Origin of the sequence: Duganella guangzhouensis, assembly GCF_009674535.1 — a bacterium.
Lineage (GTDB): Bacteria > Pseudomonadota > Gammaproteobacteria > Burkholderiales > Burkholderiaceae_D > Rugamonas > Rugamonas guangzhouensis.
Genome location: NZ_WKJK01000030.1, coordinates 1 through 22100, shown reverse-complemented (window position 1 = coordinate 22100; position 22100 = coordinate 1). Strand labels below are relative to the sequence as shown.

At 64.7% G+C, this 22100-nt stretch carries 18 protein-coding genes; 9 read left to right on the top strand and 9 right to left on the bottom strand.

Annotated elements, in window-relative coordinates; all coding sequences use genetic code 11:
* Positions 1–93: 93 nt before the first annotated feature.
* The 3 genes from GJ699_RS31710 to GJ699_RS31700 all read right to left on the bottom strand — a co-directional run bounded on the left by GJ699_RS31710 (position 94) and on the right by GJ699_RS31700 (position 5195).
* A complete protein-coding gene (locus tag GJ699_RS31710) occupies positions 94–2931 on the bottom strand; it encodes an ATP-binding protein (RefSeq protein ID WP_154383439.1) in 2838 nt (945 codons plus the stop codon).
* A gap of 84 nt (positions 2932–3015) precedes the next feature.
* Positions 3016–3927, bottom strand: a complete 912-nt coding sequence (gene rsgA / locus GJ699_RS31705; protein ID WP_154383421.1) for a ribosome small subunit-dependent GTPase A — start codon at positions 3925–3927, stop codon at positions 3016–3018.
* Positions 3924–5195 (bottom strand): M48 family metallopeptidase, encoded by a 1272-nt coding sequence (locus tag GJ699_RS31700; protein ID WP_154383420.1) that lies wholly within the window; start codon positions 5193–5195, stop codon positions 3924–3926. The genes rsgA and GJ699_RS31700 overlap by 4 nt, the downstream gene beginning before the upstream one ends.
* A 56-nt stretch (positions 5196–5251) precedes the next feature.
* Between GJ699_RS31700 and orn the strand changes: the two genes are divergently transcribed.
* The 5 genes from orn (at position 5252) to GJ699_RS31675 (ending at position 10762) form a co-directional block, all read left to right on the top strand.
* Positions 5252–5848 carry an oligoribonuclease gene (gene orn / locus GJ699_RS31695; RefSeq protein WP_154383419.1) on the top strand — a complete coding sequence of 199 codons (597 nt, stop codon included), beginning with the start codon at positions 5252–5254 and terminating at the stop codon, positions 5846–5848.
* Positions 5848–6843: a DUF1176 domain-containing protein gene (locus GJ699_RS31690; RefSeq protein WP_154383418.1), complete on the top strand. Its 996-nt coding sequence runs from the start codon at positions 5848–5850 to the stop codon at positions 6841–6843. Before orn ends, GJ699_RS31690 begins: the two co-directional genes overlap by 1 nt.
* Positions 6844–7022: 179 nt before the next feature.
* Positions 7023–8354: a hypothetical protein gene (locus GJ699_RS31685; RefSeq protein WP_154383417.1), complete on the top strand. Its 1332-nt coding sequence runs from the start codon at positions 7023–7025 to the stop codon at positions 8352–8354.
* Positions 8338–9738: a hypothetical protein gene (locus GJ699_RS31680; RefSeq protein WP_154383416.1), complete on the top strand. Its 1401-nt coding sequence runs from the start codon at positions 8338–8340 to the stop codon at positions 9736–9738. Before GJ699_RS31685 ends, GJ699_RS31680 begins: the two co-directional genes overlap by 17 nt.
* 124 nt (positions 9739–9862) lie before the next feature.
* On the top strand, positions 9863–10762 hold the full coding sequence (locus GJ699_RS31675) for an alpha/beta hydrolase (protein ID WP_154383415.1): 900 nt from the start codon (positions 9863–9865) through the stop codon (positions 10760–10762).
* Here GJ699_RS31675 and GJ699_RS31670 read toward each other — a convergent pair.
* Entirely contained in the window at positions 10737–11135 is a 399-nt protein-coding gene (locus GJ699_RS31670) for a MerR family transcriptional regulator (RefSeq protein WP_154383414.1), read from the bottom strand. The genes GJ699_RS31675 and GJ699_RS31670 overlap by 26 nt on opposite strands.
* Positions 11136–11198: 63 nt before the next feature.
* Here GJ699_RS31670 and GJ699_RS31665 point away from each other — a divergent pair, with 63 nt between their 5' ends.
* Positions 11199–12128 (top strand): aldo/keto reductase, encoded by a 930-nt coding sequence (locus GJ699_RS31665; RefSeq protein ID WP_154383413.1) that lies wholly within the window; start codon positions 11199–11201, stop codon positions 12126–12128.
* Here GJ699_RS31665 and GJ699_RS31660 read toward each other — a convergent pair.
* Positions 12092–12988 carry a cupin-like domain-containing protein gene (locus GJ699_RS31660; protein WP_154383412.1) on the bottom strand — a complete coding sequence of 299 codons (897 nt, stop codon included), beginning with the start codon at positions 12986–12988 and terminating at the stop codon, positions 12092–12094. The two genes, GJ699_RS31665 and GJ699_RS31660, sit on opposite strands and share 37 nt — an antisense overlap.
* A 298-nt stretch (positions 12989–13286) precedes the next feature.
* Here GJ699_RS31660 and GJ699_RS31655 point away from each other — a divergent pair, with 298 nt between their 5' ends.
* Positions 13287–13574 (top strand): hypothetical protein, encoded by a 288-nt coding sequence (locus GJ699_RS31655; protein WP_154383411.1) that lies wholly within the window; start codon positions 13287–13289, stop codon positions 13572–13574.
* On the opposite strand, the gene GJ699_RS31650 is transcribed toward GJ699_RS31655, so the two are convergent.
* The 4 genes from GJ699_RS31650 to GJ699_RS31635 all read right to left on the bottom strand — a co-directional run bounded on the left by GJ699_RS31650 (position 13571) and on the right by GJ699_RS31635 (position 18595).
* Positions 13571–15769, bottom strand: coding sequence for a SulP family inorganic anion transporter (locus GJ699_RS31650; protein ID WP_154383410.1), 2199 nt, complete (start codon positions 15767–15769; stop codon positions 13571–13573). The genes GJ699_RS31655 and GJ699_RS31650 overlap by 4 nt on opposite strands.
* Before the next feature lie 4 nt (positions 15770–15773).
* Complete coding sequence (locus tag GJ699_RS31645; RefSeq protein WP_154383409.1) at positions 15774–17102, bottom strand: Nramp family divalent metal transporter; 1329 nt, start codon at positions 17100–17102, stop codon at positions 15774–15776.
* 68 nt (positions 17103–17170) lie between these two features.
* Positions 17171–17791 (bottom strand): PEP-CTERM sorting domain-containing protein, encoded by a 621-nt coding sequence (locus GJ699_RS31640; RefSeq protein WP_154383408.1) that lies wholly within the window; start codon positions 17789–17791, stop codon positions 17171–17173.
* A 117-nt stretch (positions 17792–17908) separates the two neighbouring features.
* Positions 17909–18595, bottom strand: coding sequence for a UPF0149 family protein (locus GJ699_RS31635; RefSeq protein ID WP_154383407.1), 687 nt, complete (start codon positions 18593–18595; stop codon positions 17909–17911).
* A gap of 56 nt (positions 18596–18651) precedes the next feature.
* Between GJ699_RS31635 and GJ699_RS31630 the strand changes: the two genes are divergently transcribed.
* Together GJ699_RS31630 and GJ699_RS31625 are read left to right on the top strand one after the other, a co-directional pair.
* Positions 18652–19641, top strand: a complete 990-nt coding sequence (locus GJ699_RS31630) for a serine/threonine protein kinase (protein WP_154383406.1) — start codon at positions 18652–18654, stop codon at positions 19639–19641.
* A gap of 107 nt (positions 19642–19748) precedes the next feature.
* Positions 19749–22016 (top strand): coiled-coil domain-containing protein, encoded by a 2268-nt coding sequence (locus GJ699_RS31625; protein WP_154383405.1) that lies wholly within the window; start codon positions 19749–19751, stop codon positions 22014–22016.
* Positions 22017–22100 lie beyond the last annotated feature (84 nt).

Genomic DNA, 22100 nt, shown 5'->3' with positions numbered 1-22100 from the left:
ACTGACAGATGGCTAAAGCTTAGCCGATCAATTATAAAGGCAATTCGGCGGACAGGGCTAATTACCGCAGATTATGCTGTCTATACAGGCCGATTAATGGTAGATCTGGGTCGTTGCGGACTGCTGGTGCTGCGGCGCCACCAGTGGCAAATCCAGTGTAAACGTGGTGCCGTCGCGCGAGCTGTGCACCGAAATCAGCCCGCCCATGAGCGAAGTGACAATGTTGTAACTGATCGACAGTCCCAGTCCGCTACCGCCTTGTCCCAGCTTGGTGGTGAAGAAGGGATCGAAGATGCGCGACATGTGCTCGGGCGCGATGCCGCCGCCATTGTCGCGGAAGCTCAGTTGCACCCGGCCCTCGGCCGGCGCCTGCGCGCGCAGCCACATGCCGCCGCCGGTGCGGCCGGCAAACGCGTGCAGCAGCGCGTTGTTGATGAAATTGGCGATCACCTGGCCGTAGGGGCCGGGATAGCTGTCTAGCATCACGCTGTCCGGCACCTCCACCTCGATGTGGTGGCCGGAGGCGCGGATGCGGTTCATCATGGTGGCGATCACCTCCTGCGACACCTGCGCCAGATTGAATTCGCGGCGCTGCTCGGTGGTGCGGTCGACCGCCACCTGTTTGAAGCTGTTGACCAGGTTGGCGGCGCTGGTCAGGCCGCGCATCACCAGTTCGTGCGCCTTGCGGGTGTCGTCCAGGTAGGCCGCCAGCGCCGAGCGTTTCAGGCCGCTGCCGTTCATTTGCGCTTCCAGTTCCTCGGTCTTCTGCTTGAGGGTGGAGGCGATCAGCAGGCTGTTGCCGATCGGCGTATTCAGTTCGTGCGCCACGCCGGCCATCAGCGCGCCCAGCGCGGCCAGCTTTTCCTGCGACACCAGCTGGGTTTGCGCATCCTTCAGCTGGCGATAGGCGTCGGCGTTATCCAGCGCGATGGCGCCGTAGGCGCACAGGGTGCGGAAGATCAGCCGTTCGCGTTCGCCGTAGGCGTGCGGCTGGATGCTCTGCACCGTCATCACGCCCAGCGCGCGCTCGCCCACCAGCAGCGGCACGTACTGCGCGCTGGCCATCAGCTGGGTGCCGGGGGCGAGGAAGATGTCGTCCGGGCCGGCGTCCGCGACGTAGATCTCGCTGCGCTCGCGCAGCGCGCGGGCGGCGTTGGCGCGCGGGTTGTCGACCGCGATGGTGTTGCTGGCCAGCGGTTCGCCGTTCTCGACGCCGAACACGCGGCTGATGGTGTCGCAGCCCGGATCGCACAGATAGATCGCCATCGAATCGGCCGGCAGCAGCGTCTGCACGTGGCGCGCCAGCGCCTGGAACACCGCGCCCGCATCCAGGTGGGTGGTGATTTCCTGGCCGATCGCCGACAGCCGCTCCAGCGTGGTCTTGGTCTGCTGCAGCAGCTGCACCCGGCGCGCCTCGGCGGCGGCCAGTTCGCGGTGATGATGGCCTTCGGCGCGCGCGTTCTCGGTCTGGTGCTGCACCTGCATGGCGATGGCGCGGTTGGTGGCGTCCTGGCTATGGGTTTTTTCGCGCGCGGCGGCGGCCTGCTGCGCCGCTTCGTAGGCGCGCCGGTAATCGCCGATCTGCGCGTACTCGCGCGCCAGCGCGTCGTGCAGGTCGCCGGGCAGGGTGTAGCCGTTGATATGGCCGGCCACTGTCAGCGCCTGCTGCAGGAAGTGCAGGGTGGCGTTAGGTTCGGTCATGCCGTCCGGCGGCGGCAGCGGGTGGCGCAGGTGGATCAGCGACATCACGCGCAATGCCGCCACATGGTTGTAGCGGTCGTCCTGATGACGCGCCATCTCGATCGCGCCTTCTGCCATCGCCAGCGCTTCCTGCGGCCGTTCGAGGAAGCACAAGGCGTGCGCCTGGCCACGCCGGGCGATGCTCAGCAGGTCGGCGTGGCGCAGCGCGGCGGCGCGCTCCTCCAGGCGGCGGAAGGCGCGCAGCGCGGCGTCGTAGTCGGCCAGGTCGAGCGACAGGTCGCCCAGATAGTGCAGCGCGGTGGCGTAGCTGCGCGCGCCGGACATCGGCTCCAGGATGTGCAGCGCTTCCTGTAGCAGCTCGTCGGCCGCTTCCAGCCGGCCCAGGCGGCGCATGGTGTCGGCGGTGTGGATCAGGCAGGCGCCGATGCTGCGTGGCCAGCCGGTGGGGCGGGCCAGGTCGAGCGCGGTCTCCATCCACTCCAGCGCGGCGTGGTGGTCGTTGAGGATGGTGAAATCGAGACCGATGTTGATGGCGGCGGTGATTGCCATGCGCATCTGGCCACTCTCCAGCGCCGCTTCGTAGCAGTGCAGATAGTGGCCGGCGGCGGCGCCGAAATCGCTGGCCTGGCTGGCGGCCAGGCCGTAGTAGTCGTAGACCCAGCTGGCCACCGCCGGCTGGGCTTCATCGCTGCGGGTAAAGCGGCCGGACCAGCGCTGCTGGGTGCCGCGCAGGTCTTGTAGCACGCCCCAGCGGGCGTTGGCGGCATCGGCGATGGCGCAGCGCTGACTGTCGCCGGCTTCGCGCGCGGCGGCGGCCATCTGTGCCAGTTCCGCCTCGGCGCGGGCGTGGTCGCCGCTGTCGATGGCGACCCAGGCGCGCAGCCAGTGCGCGTCGGCGCGGCCGAGCGGCAGATTCAGGGTGGTGAAGCGGGCGGCGGCGGCGGCGGCCAGGTCGTCGGCCACCTGCAGCTGGCCGGACAGCCAGGTGGCTTCGGCCTGCACCAGGTGCAGACGGGCGGCGCCGGCGTCGGCGTCGGCGTGGTGTTCTGGGAGGTCGGCGCCGGCCAGCAGCGCCAGACCCTCGGCGGCCAGATCGAGCGCGCGGCGGGTGTCGCGCTGGCGCAGATGCCAGGCCAGCGGCAGCAGGACCGGCAGGCGAGCGGCGCCACGCAGCGGCGGCAGGGCTGCCTCCCATTCGGCTAACGCGTCGTCCAGCGCAAACATGTCCATCACATCTGATCCTCATACCGCGCGCAGCAGCTGGGTTGTGGCTGCTAATGGAAACGCGCGGGATTGCCTGTGGGAATTATAACCTTAATACAGCGTTTGTGACGATTCGTGCAACAGCTGGCCATATAGCGTATGGCGCAGTTTGGCGATCTTGCCTTCCTCGACGGCGGCCAGCACCGCGCATTGCGGCTCGATCAGGTGGCGGCAGTTGTAAAACTTGCAGTGGCCGAGGTAGGGCGCGAACTCGACGAAAGCGCGTTCCAGCATGCCTTCGCTCAGGTGGTAGAGGCCGAATTCCTGGAAGCCGGGCGAGTCGATGATGGCCGAATCCGGCCCCAGGTCCGGCATGGTGTAGAGCCGGGTGAAGGTGGTGGTGTGCTTGCCGGTGTCCAGCGCGGCCGAGATTTCGCGGGTGGCGATGTCGGCTTCCGGCACCAGCAGGTTGATCAGCGAGGACTTGCCCATGCCGGACTGGCCGATCAGGATCGACGACTGGCCGGCCAGCAACGGCCGCAGCAGCGCCAGCGTTTCCTGCGGCTGGGTCTTGGCCGACACTTCGTGCACCGGATAGCCGAGCGCGGCATACATCTGCAGCCGTTCGCGCGCGCGCGGCAGGGCGTCGGCGACGTCAACCTTGTTGAGGATCAGGTGGGCCTCGATGCCGGCCGCTTCCGCCGCCACCAGCGCGCGCGACACCAGGTCGTCGGTGAAGCCGGGTTCGGTGGCGACCACGATGAACAACTGGGTCAGATTGGCGGCCAGCAGCTTGGACTTGTACTGGTCGGAGCGGTACAGCAGCGTCTTGCGTTCTTCGATCTTGTCGATCACGCCCTGGTCGGGCGAGGTCATGGTGATGTGGACGATATCGCCCACCGCCACATTGGTTTTTTTGCCGCGCGTGACGCATTGCAGCTTTTCGCCGTCGGTCTCGGCCAGGTAGTGGCGGCCGTGGGCGGCGATGATGGTGGCGGTGCGTTTCTGATGTTGCTGATTCATGCTGCCGCCGCCAGGTTGAGTTGGCGGATGCGCACGCTGGCCGGCGGATGCGAGTCGTAGAACGCCGAGTGCAGCGGGTCCGGCGTCAGCGTCGAGGCGTTGTCTTCATACATTTTGACCAGCGCCGACACCAGGTCGCGGGCGTCGGTGTGTTTGGCGGCGAAGGCGTCTGCTTCAAATTCGTGCTTGCGCGAGCCCAGCGAGGTCAGCGGATTGAACAGGAAGGTGAATACCGGCAGCACCAGCATGAACAGCAGCAGCGCCAGCGCGTCGTTGCCCTGGCCCGGCAGCGCCAGCGGATTGACGCCCAGGCCGTCATAGAACCAGGGCTGGGTTTTCAGGTAGCCCAGCAAGGCCAGGAAGCCGAGCGAAAGGGCAAACATCATGGCGATGCGCTTGACGATGTGCTTGAGTTTGAAGTGGCCCAGCTCGTGCGCCAGCACCGCTTCGATTTCCTGCGGCTGCAGGCGCGCCAGCAGCGTGTCGAAGAAGACGATGCGCTTGGCGGCGCCAAAGCCGGAGAAGTAGGCGTTGCCGTGGGCGCTGCGCTTGGATCCGTCCATCACAAACAAACCCTTGGAGGCAAAGCCGACGCGCTGCATCAAGCCTTCGATGCGGGTTTTTAGCGACTGGTCTTCCAGCGGCGTGAACTTGTTGAACAGCGGTGCGATCACGGTCGGGAACAGCACCATCATCAGCAGTTGGAAGGCGCTCCAGACGATCCAGGTATACAGCCACCACAAGTCGCCGGCGCTGTTCATCAGCTTGAGCACCACCCAGGCCAGCGGCAGGCCGATCGCCACGCCCAGCAGCACGCCTTTGGCCATGTCGGCAAAGAACAGCCCTTTGCTCATCTTGTTAAAACCAAAACGTTGCTCCAGGCTGAACTGGCGGTAGAAATCGAATGGCAAGTCGATGGCGCCCGAAATCACGCTGAACGCCGCGAGCAGCGCCAATTGATAGACCATGCCGGGGCCGGTCAGGCTGAAGATCTGCACCGACAGCCATTGCAGGCCGCCCAGCAGCGTGAAGCCGATCAGCACCAGGGTGTTGACCATCAGCGTCAGCAGGCCGTATTTGGTGCGCGCGATGGTGTAGTCGGCGGCCTTCTGGTGGGCTGCCAACGGTATCTTTTCCGCAAATTCCGCCGGCACGGCGCTGCGGTGCGCCAGCACGTGACGGATATGACGCGAGGCCAGCCAGAAGCGCACCAGCAGCGTCAAAATGATGAAAGATACGAACAAAATCGAAAACGCGAGTGAATACATTCTATGCCTGTGAGAAAATGGCGGATTCGGATTAATTTAGCCAAGAGAAGAGAATTATGTCACAAGCTACTGACTTGCCAGAAGGTTCGGCCGCTGTTCCTGCCACGCCACGCCAGAATGAATTCAACCTGGTGTGGGTCGATATGGAAATGACCGGCCTGGAACCGGACACCGACCGCATCATCGAAGTAGCCATGGTCATCACCGATATGCACCTGAATGTGCTGGCCGAAGGCCCGGTATTCGCCATCCACCAGTCGGATGAAACCCTGGACAAGATGGATGCCTGGAATCGCGGCACGCACGGCCGTTCGGGCTTGACCGACCGCGTCAAGGCGTCGACCGTGACCGAGGCCCATGCGGAAGAGGAACTGATCAAGTTCATGAAGCTGTGGGTACCAAAGGGCAAGGCGCCGATGTGCGGCAACACCATCGGCCAGGACCGCCGCTTCATGGTGCGCTACATGCCGAAGCTGGAAGCCTTCTTCCACTATCGGAATATCGACGTCTCGACGCTGAAGGAACTGGGCAAGCGCTGGAAGCCGGAGATGGTCAGCGGTTTCAAGAAAGCGCAGAAGCACACCGCGCTGGCCGACATCACCGAGTCGATCGAAGAGCTCAAGTACTACCGCGAGCACTTCATCAAGCTGTAATGAAGACCGCCGCGCTGTTATTCGGCGCCTTGCTGGCGGCGGGCGCGCAAGCGCAGACCTTGTCTTTCAAGGACTGGTCTGTCGCCTGCGACAACACGCGCCATTGCGAGGCGGTCGGCTATCAGCGCGAAGAGCTGGAGCTGCCGGTGACGCTATGGCTGGCGCGCGATGCCGGCGGCAACGCGCCGCTGCGTGCCATGCTGGACACCATGTCGGAGGATGACAGCGGCGGCCCGCTCAGCATCCGGGTCGGCAAGCTGCTGATCAAGGACATCAAGCATCGCGAATTCACGCCCGAGCAGGTGGCGCGGCTGCTGCCGGCCATGAAGGAAGCCGACAGCGCGCAAGTCAGCGACGGCAAGCATCAGTGGGAACTGTCGCTGGCCGGCCTGAAGGCGGCGCTGCTGAAAATGGATGACGTGCAGGGGCGGGTCGGCACGGTGACGGCGCTGATCCGCCCCGGCGGCAAGCCGGCCAGCGCGGTGCCGACGGCGCTGCCCGCGCCAGTGCTGCGCGCCGCCGTGTTGCCGCCACCGCGCGCCGGTGACGACAAGCTGTTGCCGGAGCTGCTGAAAGCCGTGCGCGATGAGGACTGCAGCACCGATGCGCCCAGCCAGGCGGAAGGCCGCAACAGCCAACTGGCCCGCTTGTCCAATTCGGAACTGCTGCTGATCGCCGAGTGCACGCGCGGCGCCTATCAGGCCTCATACGGTTTGTGGCGCGTCGCCGACCGCAAACCCTACAAACCAGTGCGGCTGTTGCTGCCGAACGCCGAGGGCAAGACCGATGACATGCTGGTCGAGCCGTATTTCGAAAAAGGCGTGCTGCAGTATTACGCCAAGGGACGCGGCATCAACGACTGCGGCAGTGCGGGCGAGTGGCTGTGGACCGCTGACGGCTTCAAGCTGCTGAGTGTTTCCGAAGGCCCGCAATGCCGTGGCTTCCCCGGCGGCGGCTTCATGCTGCGGCTGTGGACTGCGCAACAGACCAAATAATCCCGCAACGCCGTTCGCATCCGGCTTTTGTCGGTGTTTTTTACAGCCGTTCGCGCACGCTGGCTCGAGGCTTCGCCAAGCCCTTGATTCTTCGGGGCTTCCGCCAGCCCTGACGCATTGGCGCGCAATATGCATGGCCGGACTCCGCAGCTTTGAAGCTCAACGCACGCGGAGGCGCTATGTCAACTTTATACCAGCAGTGTATGCGACGGTGCCGGTTTGCCGTTTGCCTGTTTTTCTTCTTGTGTGCCACGGCCCACGCCGCGTTGATCCAGTATGTGATCGTTGACGCACACAATGCCTTGTTCACCGTCAGTTATACGTTGACGGCCGAGCCCGGCGACTTGCCCATCAAGGAATTTAGCATTGCGTTCGATGTCGGGCGCTACGAGAATTTGCAGCTGGTGGCGACACCGTCGGGCTGGGATAGCCTGGTGCTGCAGCCTGACGCCGCGCTGGGTGCCGACGGAATCTATGACAGTCTCGCGCTGGGCCAGGTGGTCGATCCGGCAACCTCGCTGAGCGGCTTCACCATGCGGTTTACTTACCTCGGCGCCGACGTCCCGTCCGGGCAGCGATTTGACATTATCGATCCGCTCAACTTCGCTGTGGTCACCAGTGGAACTACCAGCGCGATTGCCGCGCTACCCGAGCCGGAGGGCTGGCAATTGCTGGTCGCTGGCTTTGCCGGCCTGCTGCTTGCCAGTCGCATGATGCGGCGCCGGTGCTATGCCGTGTGGGCCACCGCTTTGCTGCTGATGCCCGCACTGGCGTCAGCACAGAGCCTGGGCGTGGTCGAAGCGGCGCCACCCGGGGCGCAGATTGCCCAACTGATCAAGGTGGCGGAGACGCGCGTCTCGCGCACGGTCTACCGTTATCGCTATCAAGTGGAAATACAAAATGGCGAGCTGTCGCTGAAGAACCTTCGTGTGCAACTGACGGCTGCCGGCGCTGGCACGGTGATTCTAAGCGGCTTGGCCAAAGTGGGCGATCTGGTCGCCGGCGCAAAGGCGGCCTCAAAGGATGACATCATTTTCGAGCACAACCGGCTCCAGCCGTTTGCACTGGATGCTTTACGGTGGCGCATCATCGCCGACCCGCCGGGCGCGTTGGGCCAGCTCGACTACAGCGCGCCGTTGACGGGGACCGATGTCGATGGCAACGGCATCCGCGATGATGTGGACGGCGTGATCGCTGAATTGTTGCCGGAACCTTCGGTGGCAGCGGCGGCGGCGGCCATCGCGGCGGCGCTGCAGAGACAACTGGGCAATGAGGAGGCCAGCGTTGCCGCCGCTGCCCAAGCCGAGTTGGAGCAGGGCTTGGCCTGCCTCGCGCATCGCAGTACCGATTATGCGCGCATCGCCCGCACGCTGTTTGTTGTGACCTTCAATACCCGTGCCCGGCTGGAAGCGAATATTCAGCATATGGACCGTCTCGACCCGCTGAGAGAGACCGATCTGACTGTCACCAGCGCTTGTGTAGAGGGAGGCAATCATGCGCGGACCCATTAGATTTTGCGCTGCCGTAGCGCGTGGTCTGTTGCTGGCGCTGGCTTGCGTCAGTGCGTCGGCGCAGGTTTGCTCCCCAACCGGCGGCAACCAGATTTCGCTGGTGTTCATCAATGGTGTCGACAACACCAGCCTGGATTACGCGTTCAGCAAACTCCGCCTGACGGAGGAATATGGCATGACATACCTGGACACATCAGGCCGCCAGCATGAGGTGCGCTATCCCACTTTTTACAATCCCACGCACGGTAAACTGATCGATCTGTATGAAACGGTGTTCATGATCAAGCAGCAGTATCCGGAGTGGGACGTCGATCCGGTCGCGCTGTATGCTGCCGGCCTGCCTGCGTCGCTTTATCCGGACTGGGTGTTCCCCGATCTGAAAAAGTACAACGAATACATGGCGGCGGCATTGGCGACCGCGATTGCGTCGGAAGTGGCGCAGGTCAACGCCGCCATGCGCGACAAGATGCTGCTGCAACTGGCGGCGGATGCCAGCGTCGTTGTGGTGTCGCACTCGCAGGGTAATCTGTTTTCCCAGGCATTGTATGCCGCCGTGCACGATGCGCTGGCGGAGCGTGACCGCGACGCGCTGTACAAGATGCTGCACGTGGCGCCGCCCGCCGCGATCGACCAGTCGCGCAATACCTATATCACCAACACCGGCGACCTGGTCATCAATGCCATTCGTGTCGCTGGTTCGCGCGCGCCGGAGGGTAATGTGACCGTGCCGTTGCTGCTGGATCCCGCGTTTAGCGGCGGCGTGGACCACTTGCGCCATGGTTTCACCGATCTCTACATGGTGCGTGGGCTGACGCCGTATTCTGGCAGCAGCAGTCACGAAGGTATCCGCGACGCGCTGGAGCACTATATGGAAGCGGTGTCCGGCGCGAATGACGACTGCGTGGCGGTGGACAGCCGTTCCACGTGGCTCGAATATCACGACCTGCCGCCCGATTTTCCGTCGTCGCTGGGGCCGGTCATGTTCGATCTGGCGGCGCACGGTATCCAGCCGGGCGATGTGCTGGAATTGAGTTCGCAAGGCAGCTGGCTGTACAGCGCCTACTGGGGTAATCCAGGTACAGCGGTTGGTGCTGCGGGCGTGTTCCAGGCGGGCGGGCAGTATGTGGCGGCCAGTGTGCTGCAGCCCTCGGATCCGGGTAGCGCCGCGCCCGCCGCGCCCATGGTCACCGCCTGCAGCAATGTGATTGTCAGCGACAATCCGGCCGACTTCCTGATTCCGGACACCGCCTGGTCGCGCGTTAGAGTGCCGGCAGCGGCTACGCATCTGTTGCTGGGCGTGCCCGATTGCTTCCACGGCGACAATGAGGGGGTGATCCAGGTCGCGGTGCGTAAGGTGACGGCGGCGCAGCGCTCGTCCAACTAGTAGGTACGGCGCCAAACCAGACGGCTTGGGCGGCGGAGCCCTGTATTACCGATGGTGGCGTGGCGCACTGTGCCCGGCGTGCGGTTGGGGTAGACTGACGCATCAACTATCCTGATTCCCTGCCATGGTCCGCATACCTTACCGCTGGTTGGTGGCCGGCGTGCCGCTGCTGTTGCTGGCGCTGGCCGCCTGTTCGCCGCTGACGGCGCTGAATGCCTTGTCGCCCGCCGGCGATGTCGAGCGCAGCGCCGGCCTGTCATATGGCGAAGGCCCGCGCCGCAAGCTGGATGTGTATCGGCCCGGCGTCACGGTCACGCGTGGCCCGGCGCCGGTGGTGGTGTTTTTCTACGGCGGTAACTGGGTTTCCGGCGACCGTGCCGACTATGCCTTCGTCGGCCGCGCGCTGGCTTCGCGCGGCATCGTCACGGTGGTGGCGGACTACCGGCTGTATCCGGAAGTGAGCTATCCCGATTTCCTGCGCGATGCGGCACAGGCGGTGGCGTGGACCGCGCGCGAGGTGGCGCGCTACGGCGGCGATCCGCAACGCCTGTTCGTGATGGGCCACAGCGCTGGCGCCTACAACGCCGCCATGATCGCGCTGGACCCACGTTGGCTGGCGGAGCAGGGCATGTCGCCATCGGCGCTGCGCGGCTGGATTGGGCTGGCGGGCCCATATGACTTCCTGCCGATCAAAAATCCGACCACCAAGCCGGTATTCCATTTCCCGGACACGCCGGCCGATTCTCAGCCGGTGAATCAGGTGCGGCTGGGCGCGCCGTCGGCGCTGCTGATCGCCGCCCGAGATGACAATCTGGTCGATCCGCTGCGTAACACCGGCCACCTGGCCAGCGCCATGCGCGCGCGCGGCGTGACGGTTCAGGAGCTGTATTACGACCGCGCGCGCCACACCACGCTGATCGCCACGTTCGCGCCGCCGCTGCGCTGGCTGGCACCGGCGCTGGACGATGTGGCGGCCTATGTGACCAGCGGCCACGCCATCAGCACTGATAATCCGCGAGGTTAGGCGCGTCGTCCGGCTTGCCGGCTTCGATCCATTGCAGCTTGGCGTGCAGGAAGTCCAGCGCGCTGTCGATGCTCTGGCGTTTGGCTTCCAGCTTGACGATCTGCTTGCGCAGCACCTCCATGGTGCGGGCGGCGGAATTGGCGCCGCTGCGATATTCCTTGTTCAGTGCCGCGATTTCCGCCAGCGAGTAACCGAGCGACTGCTGCAGGCGGATCATGCGCGCGCTGGTGAGGTCGGTGTCGCTGAAGATCTGGTAACGCCGCGTGCCGCCCCTGGCGCTGCTGCGTTTCGGCTTGAGCAAACCTTTGTCGATGTAGAAGCGGACCGTGTCGACCGACAGGCCGGCGTTTTTGGCGAATTCCGAGATCAGCATGCGTAACTCTTGACTATGGACTTAACTCCACAGTTATAACACAGACTTTTAAGGAGAAGTCTGATGATGGATTTTGGCTTGCAGGGTCTGGGTTGCATGGGCATGAGCGAGTTTTACGGCGACACCGATGTGGCGGAAGCGCGCGCCACGCTGGAGCAGGCGCTGGCCAGCGGCGTGCGTCTGTTCGATACGGCCGATATGTACGGCCTGGGGGCGAATGAGGAGTTTCTCGCGCCATTCGTGCAGGCGCATCGCTCGCAACTGCTGATCGCCACCAAGTTCGGCTACACGCGCACGCCGGCGCGGCCGGATGACTGGAGTCTGGACAACCGGCCGTCGTACATCCGCGCGGCGGTTGAGGGCTCGTTGCGCCGCCTCGGTGTCGAGACCATCGATTTGTATTACATGCATCGCCGCCAGCCGGATGTGCCGCTGGAGGATTCGGTGGGCGCGATGGCGGAGCTGGTCCGCGCCGGCAAGGTGCGTGGGCTGGGGCTATGCGAGGTCAGTGCGGCGGAGCTGCGCGCGGCGCATGCGGTGCATCCAATCAGCGCGCTGCAATCGGAGTGGTCGCTGTTCAGCCGTGGCATCGAGCAGGATGTGCTGGCGGTGGCGCGCGAGCAGGGCACTGCGGTGGTGCCGTTCGCGCCACTCGGGCGCGGGCTGTTGACTGGTAACGCGCTGCAGTTGGCGGCGGATGATGCACGCCGCCACTTCCCGCGTTTTCAGGACGAGAATCGGGGCGCCAATCTGGCGCTGGCGGCGCAGGTTGAGCAGTTGGCGCTGGCGCGCGGCGTGACTTCGGCGCAGATGGCGCTGGCGTGGCTGTACACGCAGGCCGCTGCGTTGGAGGTGACGGTGGTGCCGATTCCCGGCACGCGCCGCCGCAACCGGCTGACGGAAAATCTGCAGGCCGCCGCGCTGCGTTTGAATGATGCGGAGATGGCGGCGCTGAATCAGCTGGCGGCCGGCGTGCGGGGTATCGCCGTCTGACTTAGTACCAGCGGCACGCCGCGCGCCCAGCGGTTGGACGACAGCGAGAAGCTTAGTGCGTGCACCTGATGGAACCAGCCGGCCGGCACGTACAGCATGTCGCCCGGCTGCACCAGCACTTCGATCATCTGCGCCTGGCGCGCCAGCGGATAGCGTTCATAGTCCGGCGCCTCCGGATTGAAGGGCGAGCCAAACAGCATGGCGTTGGCTTCCTTGGTGTACAGGAATTCGTCGTGATGCGGCGGTGCCAGGAAGATGCGCTTGTGGCCCCAGATCTGCGCGAAGATATTGTCATCGTAATCGCAGTGCAGCGGCGTCATGGTATCGGTTGGGCCGATCCAGTAGCGCGGCGGCCCCATTTTTTCGAACCAGGTGGGCCAGTGGCATAGCCGGTTCAATTCGCGCAGTTCCAGATTGCCGAGGTAGGGCGGCAAGCCCTCGGTGCGTTCGGCCAGATCCAGATATTCCAGCATGCTCATGTCCTGCATCGCGCGGTCGGGCGCGAAGGCGGTGCCGATGTAGTCGCCGGTGCGGGCGCGCACCGGCAGTTGCGCATAGCGTTCGCGCAGGATGGCCGGGCTTTCGGCGGTCAGCGGCCAGCGCTTGACCACGCCGTCGACCAGAAACGGCAAGCCTTGCGCGGCGCGGGCGCGGAAAGCGGCGCCATCGCGCACTTTCACGCGCGGCACGGCGTCGATCACGGGCAGATCGCGCGAGACCTGCTTGATCGCCTCGCGCATCCAGTCGATGGACGGCACGCCGCGTACCTGCGCGTCACGCGCATCGCGCGCCTGTTTGTTGGCGATGACTTCCTCCACCGCCAGCCGTGGCGGCAGACGGCTGCTTGCTTCTTTCGACATACACAATTCCTTCAAGGGGCGTCTATTTTACGCGATTAAGAAGACTACTCATCTTCGCGATTAGATCAAGGCGTTACGGCGCCTGTGTATGTAAATTTGAATAAGTCTTGTCTACCCGTTTGAGCGATGCATATGGTCCCGATCATTATCTCCAGAGCACTCAACAACAAACTAAAGCTGAAACATCGCGTGAGTCGCGAGGAAATCGCAGAATGTTTCGAAAATCGGAACGGTGTATTCTTGATTGATAGCCGGTTGGAGCATCGGCGCGAACCACCGACCTTGTACGGAGGATGTGATGAATAAACGTAAAATTGATAATACAGCGGAGGTTTGGGAGGCGGGGCTGCTCGGGCGGGACGAGGCACATACAGAGAGCGCGCCGAACGAGTTGGACGCGATGGTGGACGACACGCTGGGACTTGAGTGTGTTTCAATCCGCCTCCAGCGCGAGCTTGTGAATGAGTACAAGCGAATTGCTGACGAGCGCGGCGTGGGCTATCTGTCATTGATGCGCGACGCATTGCAAGGCTTTGCGCGAACTGAATTCACGAAGGCACCCAAGCAATACACCGGTCTCGTCTAATGCGCCGCGCGGACCGCTTCGTTGGCGACGGTCAGGCGCGAGGCCAGCACCTTGACCACGTAGCGGTGGAATTGTTGGGCGGTGTCGCTGTCTTCGCGTTCCAGCCGTTGCAGCGCCTGCAGTGACAGCCCGCGCACCAGGCTGGGCACGTCGGCGCGGACGTCGGCGCTGCGCGGGTTTTGCGTATACAGCGCCATCTCGCCAACCACGGTGCAGGCGCCGAAGGAGCGCAGCCGCAGCGCGCCGCCTTCGGGCAGCGGCAGCGACACGGTCAGCCGGCCCTGGTCGACAAAGTAGACGGCGTCTCCCGGCGCGCCGCGCGCGAACAGCAGTTCGCCGGCCGCCAGTTGGCGCGGTGTCAGCACCGCATCCAGCCGCGCCAGTGCGGCGGCCGTGAAGTGGGCTTGCAGCCCATCCGGCGGCGGCGCGCTGGAGGGCGGCGCGGCGGCGGCCAGGATTTGTTCTTCCACCCACTCGAGCCCCTCGTCCAGACTGTCGAAATCCTGGAAGTGGGCGTTGAACAGGCCGGCCCGCGTCAGCATGTTGCGCGAACGGGTGCTGAGGCCGGTCAGTACCAAGGTGACGCCGCCGCTGTCGCACAGTTGGCGCAGTTTGAGGAAGCTGATCGAGGTCGAGGCATCCATGCCGTCGATGCGGTGGAAGTCCAGCACCACGTAGCGCGGCGCGGCCGGCTGCGCCAGTTGGCGCCGCACGTGTTGCAGGATCGAGGTGGCGGTGGCGAAGAACAAAAAGCCGTGCAGGCTGGCGCCGCAGACCTGGCCGCCATGCTCGCGCAGCGTGTCGGTGTCGCGGATCGAGCGCTCGACGTTGGAGTTGAGGGTGCGGCCATCGAACTCGCTGCGGATCACGCTGATGTGGCCGTACTTGACGACAAACAGCACGCAAGCCGCCACCACGCCCAGGCCGACCCCGGCCACCACGCCATGCACCGCGACCACCAGCACGATCAGCGGGATCAGCAGATATTCGCCTCGGCCCAGCTTGCGGTAGGAACGGAACAGCCATTCCTGGATCAGGCCGATACCGATGTAGAGCTGCAGGCCGACCAGCACCGATTTCGGCATCCAGCCGATCAGGTCCGGCAGCAGCAGCACCACGATCAGGCAGCCGGCCGCCGCCGCCAGGCCGCTGCTGCGCGCCACGCCGCCGGCACGGTGGTTCAGCAGCGTGCGGCTGAGCGACTGGTAGCCGACGATGCCGCCCAGCGCGCCGTTCAACAGGTTGGCGAGGCCGGCCGCGCGCATTTCCTGGTCGAGGTCCGGGTCCTGGCGGCAGGCCAGGCCGGCGCCGCTGGCGTTGAGCAAAATGGTCAGCGCCGACACCGCCGCCACCACCGCAAATTCCGGCGCATGGCCGAGGATCACGCGCCAGTGGATCTGCTCCAGCGGCAGCGTCAGCGGCAGATGCAGGGCCGACAGCGACGGACTGGCAAACAGCAGGCCGAGCTGGCGCGCCTGTGGCGCGCTCATGCCGTTGAGGTGCATGCCGGCAAAAAACACCAGCAAGCCGGCGCCGATGCCGATCGGTACCACCAGCGTGAAGCGCTTGATGACACGCGCGCCGATCAGCAGCGTGGCGCACACCGCCAGCGCCGGCAACCAGGCCAGCCATGACAGATCGGCCAGCGCCTCCAGATGCGCCCATTCGAGGCTGAGGCCGGTCAACACGCGGAACGAGCCGGACAGCAGCAGATAACCGGTGCCGGCCAGGTAGCCGCCCATCACCGGATACGGCAGGAACTGGATCAGCGTGCTGCCGCGCAGCGCGCCCAGCAGGTACAGCAGCGCGCCGCTGACCAGTGAGCTAAGCGCCAGCGCCGCCAGCAGCGTTGGCAGCAGGTCGGCATCGCTCGCACCGCTGGCCATGGCCATGTCGGCGGCGATGCCGCTGGCCATGCCGGCCAGGATGGCGGCCGAATTGCCGTCCGGACCGCCGATGGTAAACCGGATCGAGCTGCGCAGCGCGATCACGGTCGCCGCCACGATGCAGCAGATCAGCGTGGCCAGGATGCCATCTTGCAGATGCGGCGTCAGCGTGCCGCTGAAGATCAGGGCGGCGTAGCTGAGCGCGTAGCACAACATCACCACCGACGACAGCAGGCCGGCGCCGATGTTGGCGCCCAGCGTGCCGTCGCGCGCACTGGCGGGGAGGAGGGTGGCGGCGGTCTGGTTCATGATGTCAGGTGAAAGCCTGGAATACCAGCCAGGCGTTGGCGGCGGAAATGACGGCAAACAGGAACCACGCAATGGCCGTGGTCCACCAGGCGTTGGCGAAATTGCCCATGATGCGCTGTTGCGAGGTCAAACTCACCAGCGGATACATGGCGAAAGGCAGTTGCATGCTGAGCACCACCTGGCTCAGCACCAGCAGCTTGCCGACCGAGTGTTCGCCCAGCACCAGCACGCCGATCATGGCCGGGATCAACGCCAGGCTGCGGGTGATGGCGCGCCGCTGCCAGCACGGAATCTTCATTTTGAGGAAGCCTTCCATGATGACCTGGCCGGCGATGGTGCCGGTGAAGGTGGAACTCTGGCCCGAGGCCAGCAGCGCCAGGCCGAACAGAATGGCCGCCAGCGCGGTGCCGGCCACCGGTTCCAGCAGGCGATAGGCGTCGTCGATGTCGAGCACGCGGTCGTTGCCGGGCTGGTAGAAGGCGGCCGCCGCCAGCACCAGGATGGCGCCGTTGATCAGCAGGGCCAGCAGCAACGAGACGATGGTGTCGATGCGCGACAGGTTGATGGCCTGGCGTTTGGCCTGATCGTGCTGCGACACCACGCGGGTTTGCACCACCGACGAATGCAGGTAGAGGTTGTGCGGCATCACCGTGGCGCCGAGGATGCCGATCGCCAGGTACAGCGGCTCGCGCGACGACAGCGCGCTGAGCGACGGCACCAGGCCGGCCGCCACCGCGTGCCAGTCCGGCTGCACGAATACCAGTTCGGTGAACAGGCAGATCGCCACCGTCAGAATCAGGCCCAGCACAATCGCTTCGACCTGGCGGAAACCCTTGCCTTTGAGGCCCAGCACGATCAGCGTATCGAGCGCGGTCAGCGCCACCCCGACCGGCAGCGACACCCCCAGCAGCAGCTTGAAGGCCAGCGCGCAACCCAGCACCTCGGCCAGGTCGCAGGCAATGATGGAAATCTCGGCAAAGCCCCACAAGGTCTTGCCGACCGCCGGTGGATATTGTTCGCGGCAATGCACCGCCAGATCCTTACCGGTGACGATGCCCAGCCGCATGCTCAGGCATTGCAACACGATAGCCGCCAGGCTGGACAGCACCACCACGAACAGCAACTGATAGCCGAACTGCGAGCCGCCCTGAATCGCGGTGGCCCAGTTGCCCGGGTCCATATAGCCGACCGACACCAGCAGGCCGGGGCCGGCAAAGCGGATGATCTTCTTCCAGAATGGATCGCCCTCCGGCACCTGGACGGTGCCGGCGACCTCGGAGGGGCAAAACGGCGCGGTGGCCGTGGTGGGCAATTTGAAGGGGAAGGCGAACATAGAACTCCTCAGCGATAACTCGGGGATTCTACGTTGAAACTGTTGCCCGCGTCTGCCCCCGGAAAGGCCTAGCTACAGCGGCGTGTGCGGCGGCCGGCCAGCAGACCCAGCAAGCCCAGTCCCGCCAGCATCATGCCGTAAGTCGCCGGCTCTGGCACCGGTTGCAGGCCATCGCCCAGCGCGCTGGGCGAACCAGGAATCGAAGGATCGCCCACCAGGCTGAAGCCGATAAACCCGGCCATGAATGGCGCTTCCACCGGGCCGTAGCCGGCCACGTAGCTGAAGCCGCCCAGCGAGGCACCGGCGGCGATCTCGTAACCGGTGGTGGCGGTGAAGATCAGGGTGCCGGCGGTTTCCAGCCCGAATGGATTGCTGGACGCGGTGGTGATGGTCCAGCCGGTGGCGGCGGTGATGTCGCTGATGCCGGCGTCCGTATAGTAGGGCACGATATAGCCGGTCAGCTTGGTCTGTTCACCGAAGTACACTGGATCGCCGGCGACGACGGCGGACAAATTATTGATGGTGAAGCTGTAGCGCCAGGAGTCGGCGCTCAACTGAGTGATGGTTTCGCTGACGTTGGCCATGTAGTACGCGCCGACGGCGACGGCCTGGGCGGGGCTGGCGATGAACGCCGCAACAGTCAGCAGTGCCCCGGCCAAGGCGCGGCGAGCGGAAGTCAGAGATGGCATGGAGTATCCTTTTGATAATTAATTTTATTGCAGTATGACATTGCTAAAAATTATTATCAATAGGATAACTAGCCTACCAAGTTGCAAGTGTTTCCCGTCGTCACCGGGCGGGCCGATTTACTCGGCGCCGCAGCACTTCTTGAACTTTTTGCCGCTGCCGCAAGGGCAGTCGTCGTTGCGGCCGACTTTGGGGTCTTCGCGCTTGACGGTTTCAACCCCGGCTTTGCGCAGCGGCAGCCAGAATTTGTAGATGTTGGGCAGGTTGGCTTCCAGTTCCAGCGCCAGCTTGTGGGCTTTGACCGGGTCTTCCACCAGGGCCAGCTCTTCCTCTTCGATTTCGTCGGCGCCCAGCAGGTAGATTGGACGCATCAGGTCGGCCACGTCGGCATCCCAGATCGGCTGCCACGAGCCTGGGCGCAGTTCCATGCCTTCCCAGAAGCCCCAGCACCAGGCTTCGGCGTTGATCAGGTTCTGGCCTTCGTGTTCGTGCTCGACGAACAGCGGTTCGAATTCCTTCGGCGCCACTTCAAACGTCACCAGCACTTCGTTCATGAAGCGCATGATCAGGTGGATGATGCGCTGTTCTTCCTTCTCATGCTTGAAGGTGGGCACGTCGCTGTCTTCCTTGCCCCAGATCTTTTTCAGCCATTCGGCCGGCATGATGGCTTCCGGACCGATGGCGATGGCGGTCAGGTAACCATGCAGCATGTCCATGGTCATCGCATCTTCAGGCGTGCGGTCGGACAGCAGGAAGTTGTCCAGTTCGTCGAATTCTTTATCGCTCAGTGGCTGATCGAGTTGCATAGCTTGCTCTTTTTATTTGGGGGAAGGCGACAGTATACACGCCCGCGCCGCTTACAATGGCGCTTATGACTGCATCACACCCTTATTCCGCGTTGAGCCCAGATTGCGTGCTCGACGCCCTCGACAGCATCGGACTGCGCGGCGATGGCCGCCTGCTGGCGCTGAATAGCTACGAAAACCGCGTTTACCAGGTCGGCATCGAAGATGAACCGCCGCTGGTGGTCAAATTCTACCGGCCGGGGCGCTGGAGCGACGACGCCATCCTTGAGGAACACGCGTTCACCGAGGAACTGGCGGCCGCCGAAATCCCGGTGGTGCCGGCACTGGCGCTGAACGGCAGCACGCTGCATCAATATGAAGGCTTCCGCTTTGCCGTGTTCACGCGCCATGGCGGCCGCGCGCCCGAGCTGGGCGACCCGGCGGTGCTGGAGTGGACCGGGCGCTATATCGGCCGTATCCACGCGGTGGGGGCGGTGCGGCCGTTTCAGCACCGGCCGGCGCTGGATGTCGACACCTTCGGCACCGAGCCTTGCGCGTTTTTGCAGGACAATGGTTTCATTCCGCTGGACCTGAAAGCGTCTTACGAAGCGATCTCGCGCCAGGCGCTGGACGGCGTGCGGCGCTGCTACGACCGCGCCGGCGAGCTGCCGCAACTGCGTCTGCACGGCGATTGCCATGGCGGTAACGTGCTGTGGACCGACGCCGGCCCGCATTTCGTCGACTTCGACGACGCCCGCATGGGACCGGCGATTCAGGATCTGTGGATGATGTTGTCCGGCGAGCGCGCCGAGCAGGTGCGCCAGATGGCCGACATCCTGGCCGGCTACGAGGATTTCTGCGAATTCAACCCGCGCCAGATGCATCTGGTGGAAGCCTTGCGCACCTTGCGGCTGATCCACTACTCGGCCTGGCTGGCGCGGCGCTGGGACGATCCGGCCTTCCCGGCGGCTTTCCCGTGGTTCAACACCCAGCGCTACTGGCAAGACCGCATCCTGGAGCTGCGCGAGCAGGTCGCCCTGATGGACGAACCGCCGCTGCCAATTTGATTCAATTTAAGAAATAGCGGGTTTTTCCGCTTCTTCTTACGGTTAGGCTTGCTTGTTGGGCGCGTGATAATGAGAGCTCGGAAATCCTCTATCTAGCGAGAACTCTCATGCAAGCACAACTGGACAAACAAGACCGCGCGACCGCCAACGACTTGATGCCACTGCCGATGCCTGTGGTCTCGCAAAAGGAGAAGGAAGAGGCGCAGATGCCGCGCGCGGCGATGGAAATGAAAGCCATCCAGGAAGCCATCGCGCGGGTTGAAGCGGAAGCCAAGGCCGCTTGTGCCGCCGAGAGCCGCGCCCACGCCGAAGCGCGCGCCCGCGCGTTGGCCGAAGACCGCGCCGCCATGGATACCGCCGCCGCCGCCGTCGCGCTGCAAAATGCCCAGGCGTCGGAAGACGCGATTGCCGCCAACAAGGAACGGCTGGAATCGCTACGCGCCGCCGCCCAGGCCAGCGTGGCGCGGCTGGATGCCGTCAAACAGGAAACCGTCGAACTGCGCGCGCGCGCCGAGACCGACAACCAGATCCGCAAGGCCGCCGAGGAGCGCGCCAAGGCTGAAGAGGAAAATCGCAAGCGCGCTCACGAACAGATCGCCACCGAGGCCGAACTGGCGCAGCAGGCCTCGCGCGCCGCCGAAGAATTGCAAGCGCAGACCGAACAAGCGCGGATGCATGCCGCCGAGCGCGTCGCCGCCGTGCAGGCCGCCAAGGAAGAAGTGGTTGGCATCGCCTCCGCCGATGCCCGCGTCGCCACGCTGGCGCGCGAGCGTGAGCGTCACGCTGCCGGCGCCCGTCAGACCGCGCAACAGCTGGCCGAAGCCGAGGCCGAGGCGCTGGAATTGACCAAGCAGCGCGAACGCGCCGACCAGGTCGCATTGGAGTCGGCCTTCAACCGTGCCGGCGCTGAAGTGCGCGCGCTGGAAGAGGCACGCGCGCTGGCGCATCTGGAGCAGGAGCGCGAGCAGATCGCCCTGGCCAAAGCTGAATCCGAACGCAGCGCCGCGCAATCGTTGCGCCTGCGCCTGCAGACCGAAAAAGAAATCCGCGACGCCGCCATCCACCGCGAGCGCCTGGAGCAAGTGGCCGCCGCCAGCGCGCAGGCACGGCGTGAAGCCGATGCCCGCATCCTGGCCGCGACCGAAGCCCGCATCGAAGTCGACAACCAGCTGCGCGCCGTGGCACTGGCGCGCGTGCAGGCTGAAGAGGAAGCCGAACTGTCCACCCACGCCAAAGTCGAAGCCGAGGCGGAAGCGCTGGACCACGCCAAACAACGTAAAGCCGCCGATGAAGCCGCCGCCGAAGCGGCCCGCATCGACAGCCTGGAGCAGCAGCGCGCCACCGATCTGGCGCATGAGCGCGGCGCGCTGGCGCGTGCCGCGGCCGAACTGGCCGCCAGCCAGAATGCCGCCGAACAGGCTGCGATCGCCACCATGGCGCAGCAAGTCGAGGCGCAAAACCGCGCCAACGCGCTGGCCACCGAACGCGCCGCGCAGGCCGCCGCACTGCTCAAGGCCGAGCAAGAGCGTGCCGAAGCCGAACAACAAGCCATCGCCGCACTGAAAGATAAACTGGACGCCGAACAGCGCGCCACCGACGCCGCACGCCAGCGCGTGACTGCCGAGCGCGCGCAGACCGACGCCCTGCGTCAGCAAAAAGACGCCGAACAACGGCTGGCCGACGCCGCCAATCAGCAAGCCGAAGCGGCGCGCGTGATGGCGACGCAAGTATCGGCCGAGGCCGAGCAGAAAGCCATCGCCGGCCAGGCGCTGGCCGCACAGGCCGCGCTGGCGGTGGAATTGGGCGCGGTGCACGCCGAGCGCGCGCGCGTCGAACAGGACAAAGCCGCCAAGGCGGCAGAACTGCTGCAAGCCGAACGCGAATTCGTCGACACCGAGCGCAAATCGCTGGCGCTGATCGACCAGAAGCTGACCCAGCAGCGGATTGCCGCCGCCTCCGAAATCCGCGCCTCGCAAGCGATCGCCGGCCGTCTGGAAGCGGAGAAAAACCTCGCCGCCAGCGCCCGTCAGCGCGCCGATGAGGAACAAGCCGAAGCCGAGCTGATGCAGCAACGCCAAGCCGCCGAACAAGCCGCCGCGCAAGCGCAGTCCGACAAGGTCATCGCACAGAAAGCGTTACTGGAAGCCGCGCAAGCACACGCCGCCATGCAGCGCAAAGTGGCCGACACCACCGCCGCCATGACCGCCGCCAAGCAACAACAGCTGGAACTGGAAAGCCGCCGTTACGCCGCCGCGCAGAAAGTACTGGCCGCGGTACAAGCCAAAGTCGCCACCCTGGACGACGCCCGCGCCCGCAAAGAAGCCGCGCGCCAACAGCCAGCCGAGACCACCCAAGCCGTCTGGCGCGCCCGCTAAACCCGGGGTCAATCCTCCCAAAGCTACACGGGCTCTGCCGTAGCGGAACGCTACGGCAGAGCCCGTGTAGCTTTGGGAGGATTG

Bases quoted from the DNA above. Each gene is read 5' to 3' on its own strand.
- GJ699_RS31710 (WP_154383439.1), bottom strand. From the start codon at position 2,931: ATGGACATGTTTGCGCTGGACGACGCGTTAGCCGAATGGGAGGCAGCC.
- rsgA (WP_154383421.1), bottom strand. From the start codon at position 3,927: ATGAATCAGCAACATCAGAAACGCACCGCCACCATCATCGCCGCCCAC.
- GJ699_RS31700 (WP_154383420.1), bottom strand. From the start codon at position 5,195: ATGTATTCACTCGCGTTTTCGATTTTGTTCGTATCTTTCATCATTTTG.
- orn (WP_154383419.1), top strand. From the start codon at position 5,252: ATGTCACAAGCTACTGACTTGCCAGAAGGTTCGGCCGCTGTTCCTGCC.
- GJ699_RS31690 (WP_154383418.1), top strand. From the start codon at position 5,848: ATGAAGACCGCCGCGCTGTTATTCGGCGCCTTGCTGGCGGCGGGCGCG.
- GJ699_RS31685 (WP_154383417.1), top strand. From the start codon at position 7,023: ATGTCAACTTTATACCAGCAGTGTATGCGACGGTGCCGGTTTGCCGTT.
- GJ699_RS31680 (WP_154383416.1), top strand. From the start codon at position 8,338: ATGCGCGGACCCATTAGATTTTGCGCTGCCGTAGCGCGTGGTCTGTTG.
- GJ699_RS31675 (WP_154383415.1), top strand. From the start codon at position 9,863: ATGGTCCGCATACCTTACCGCTGGTTGGTGGCCGGCGTGCCGCTGCTG.
- GJ699_RS31670 (WP_154383414.1), bottom strand. From the start codon at position 11,135: ATGCTGATCTCGGAATTCGCCAAAAACGCCGGCCTGTCGGTCGACACG.
- GJ699_RS31665 (WP_154383413.1), top strand. From the start codon at position 11,199: ATGATGGATTTTGGCTTGCAGGGTCTGGGTTGCATGGGCATGAGCGAG.
- GJ699_RS31660 (WP_154383412.1), bottom strand. From the start codon at position 12,988: ATGTCGAAAGAAGCAAGCAGCCGTCTGCCGCCACGGCTGGCGGTGGAG.
- GJ699_RS31655 (WP_154383411.1), top strand. From the start codon at position 13,287: ATGAATAAACGTAAAATTGATAATACAGCGGAGGTTTGGGAGGCGGGG.
- GJ699_RS31650 (WP_154383410.1), bottom strand. From the start codon at position 15,769: ATGAACCAGACCGCCGCCACCCTCCTCCCCGCCAGTGCGCGCGACGGC.
- GJ699_RS31645 (WP_154383409.1), bottom strand. From the start codon at position 17,102: ATGTTCGCCTTCCCCTTCAAATTGCCCACCACGGCCACCGCGCCGTTT.
- GJ699_RS31640 (WP_154383408.1), bottom strand. From the start codon at position 17,791: ATGCCATCTCTGACTTCCGCTCGCCGCGCCTTGGCCGGGGCACTGCTG.
- GJ699_RS31635 (WP_154383407.1), bottom strand. From the start codon at position 18,595: ATGCAACTCGATCAGCCACTGAGCGATAAAGAATTCGACGAACTGGAC.
- GJ699_RS31630 (WP_154383406.1), top strand. From the start codon at position 18,652: ATGGCGCTTATGACTGCATCACACCCTTATTCCGCGTTGAGCCCAGAT.
- GJ699_RS31625 (WP_154383405.1), top strand. From the start codon at position 19,749: ATGCAAGCACAACTGGACAAACAAGACCGCGCGACCGCCAACGACTTG.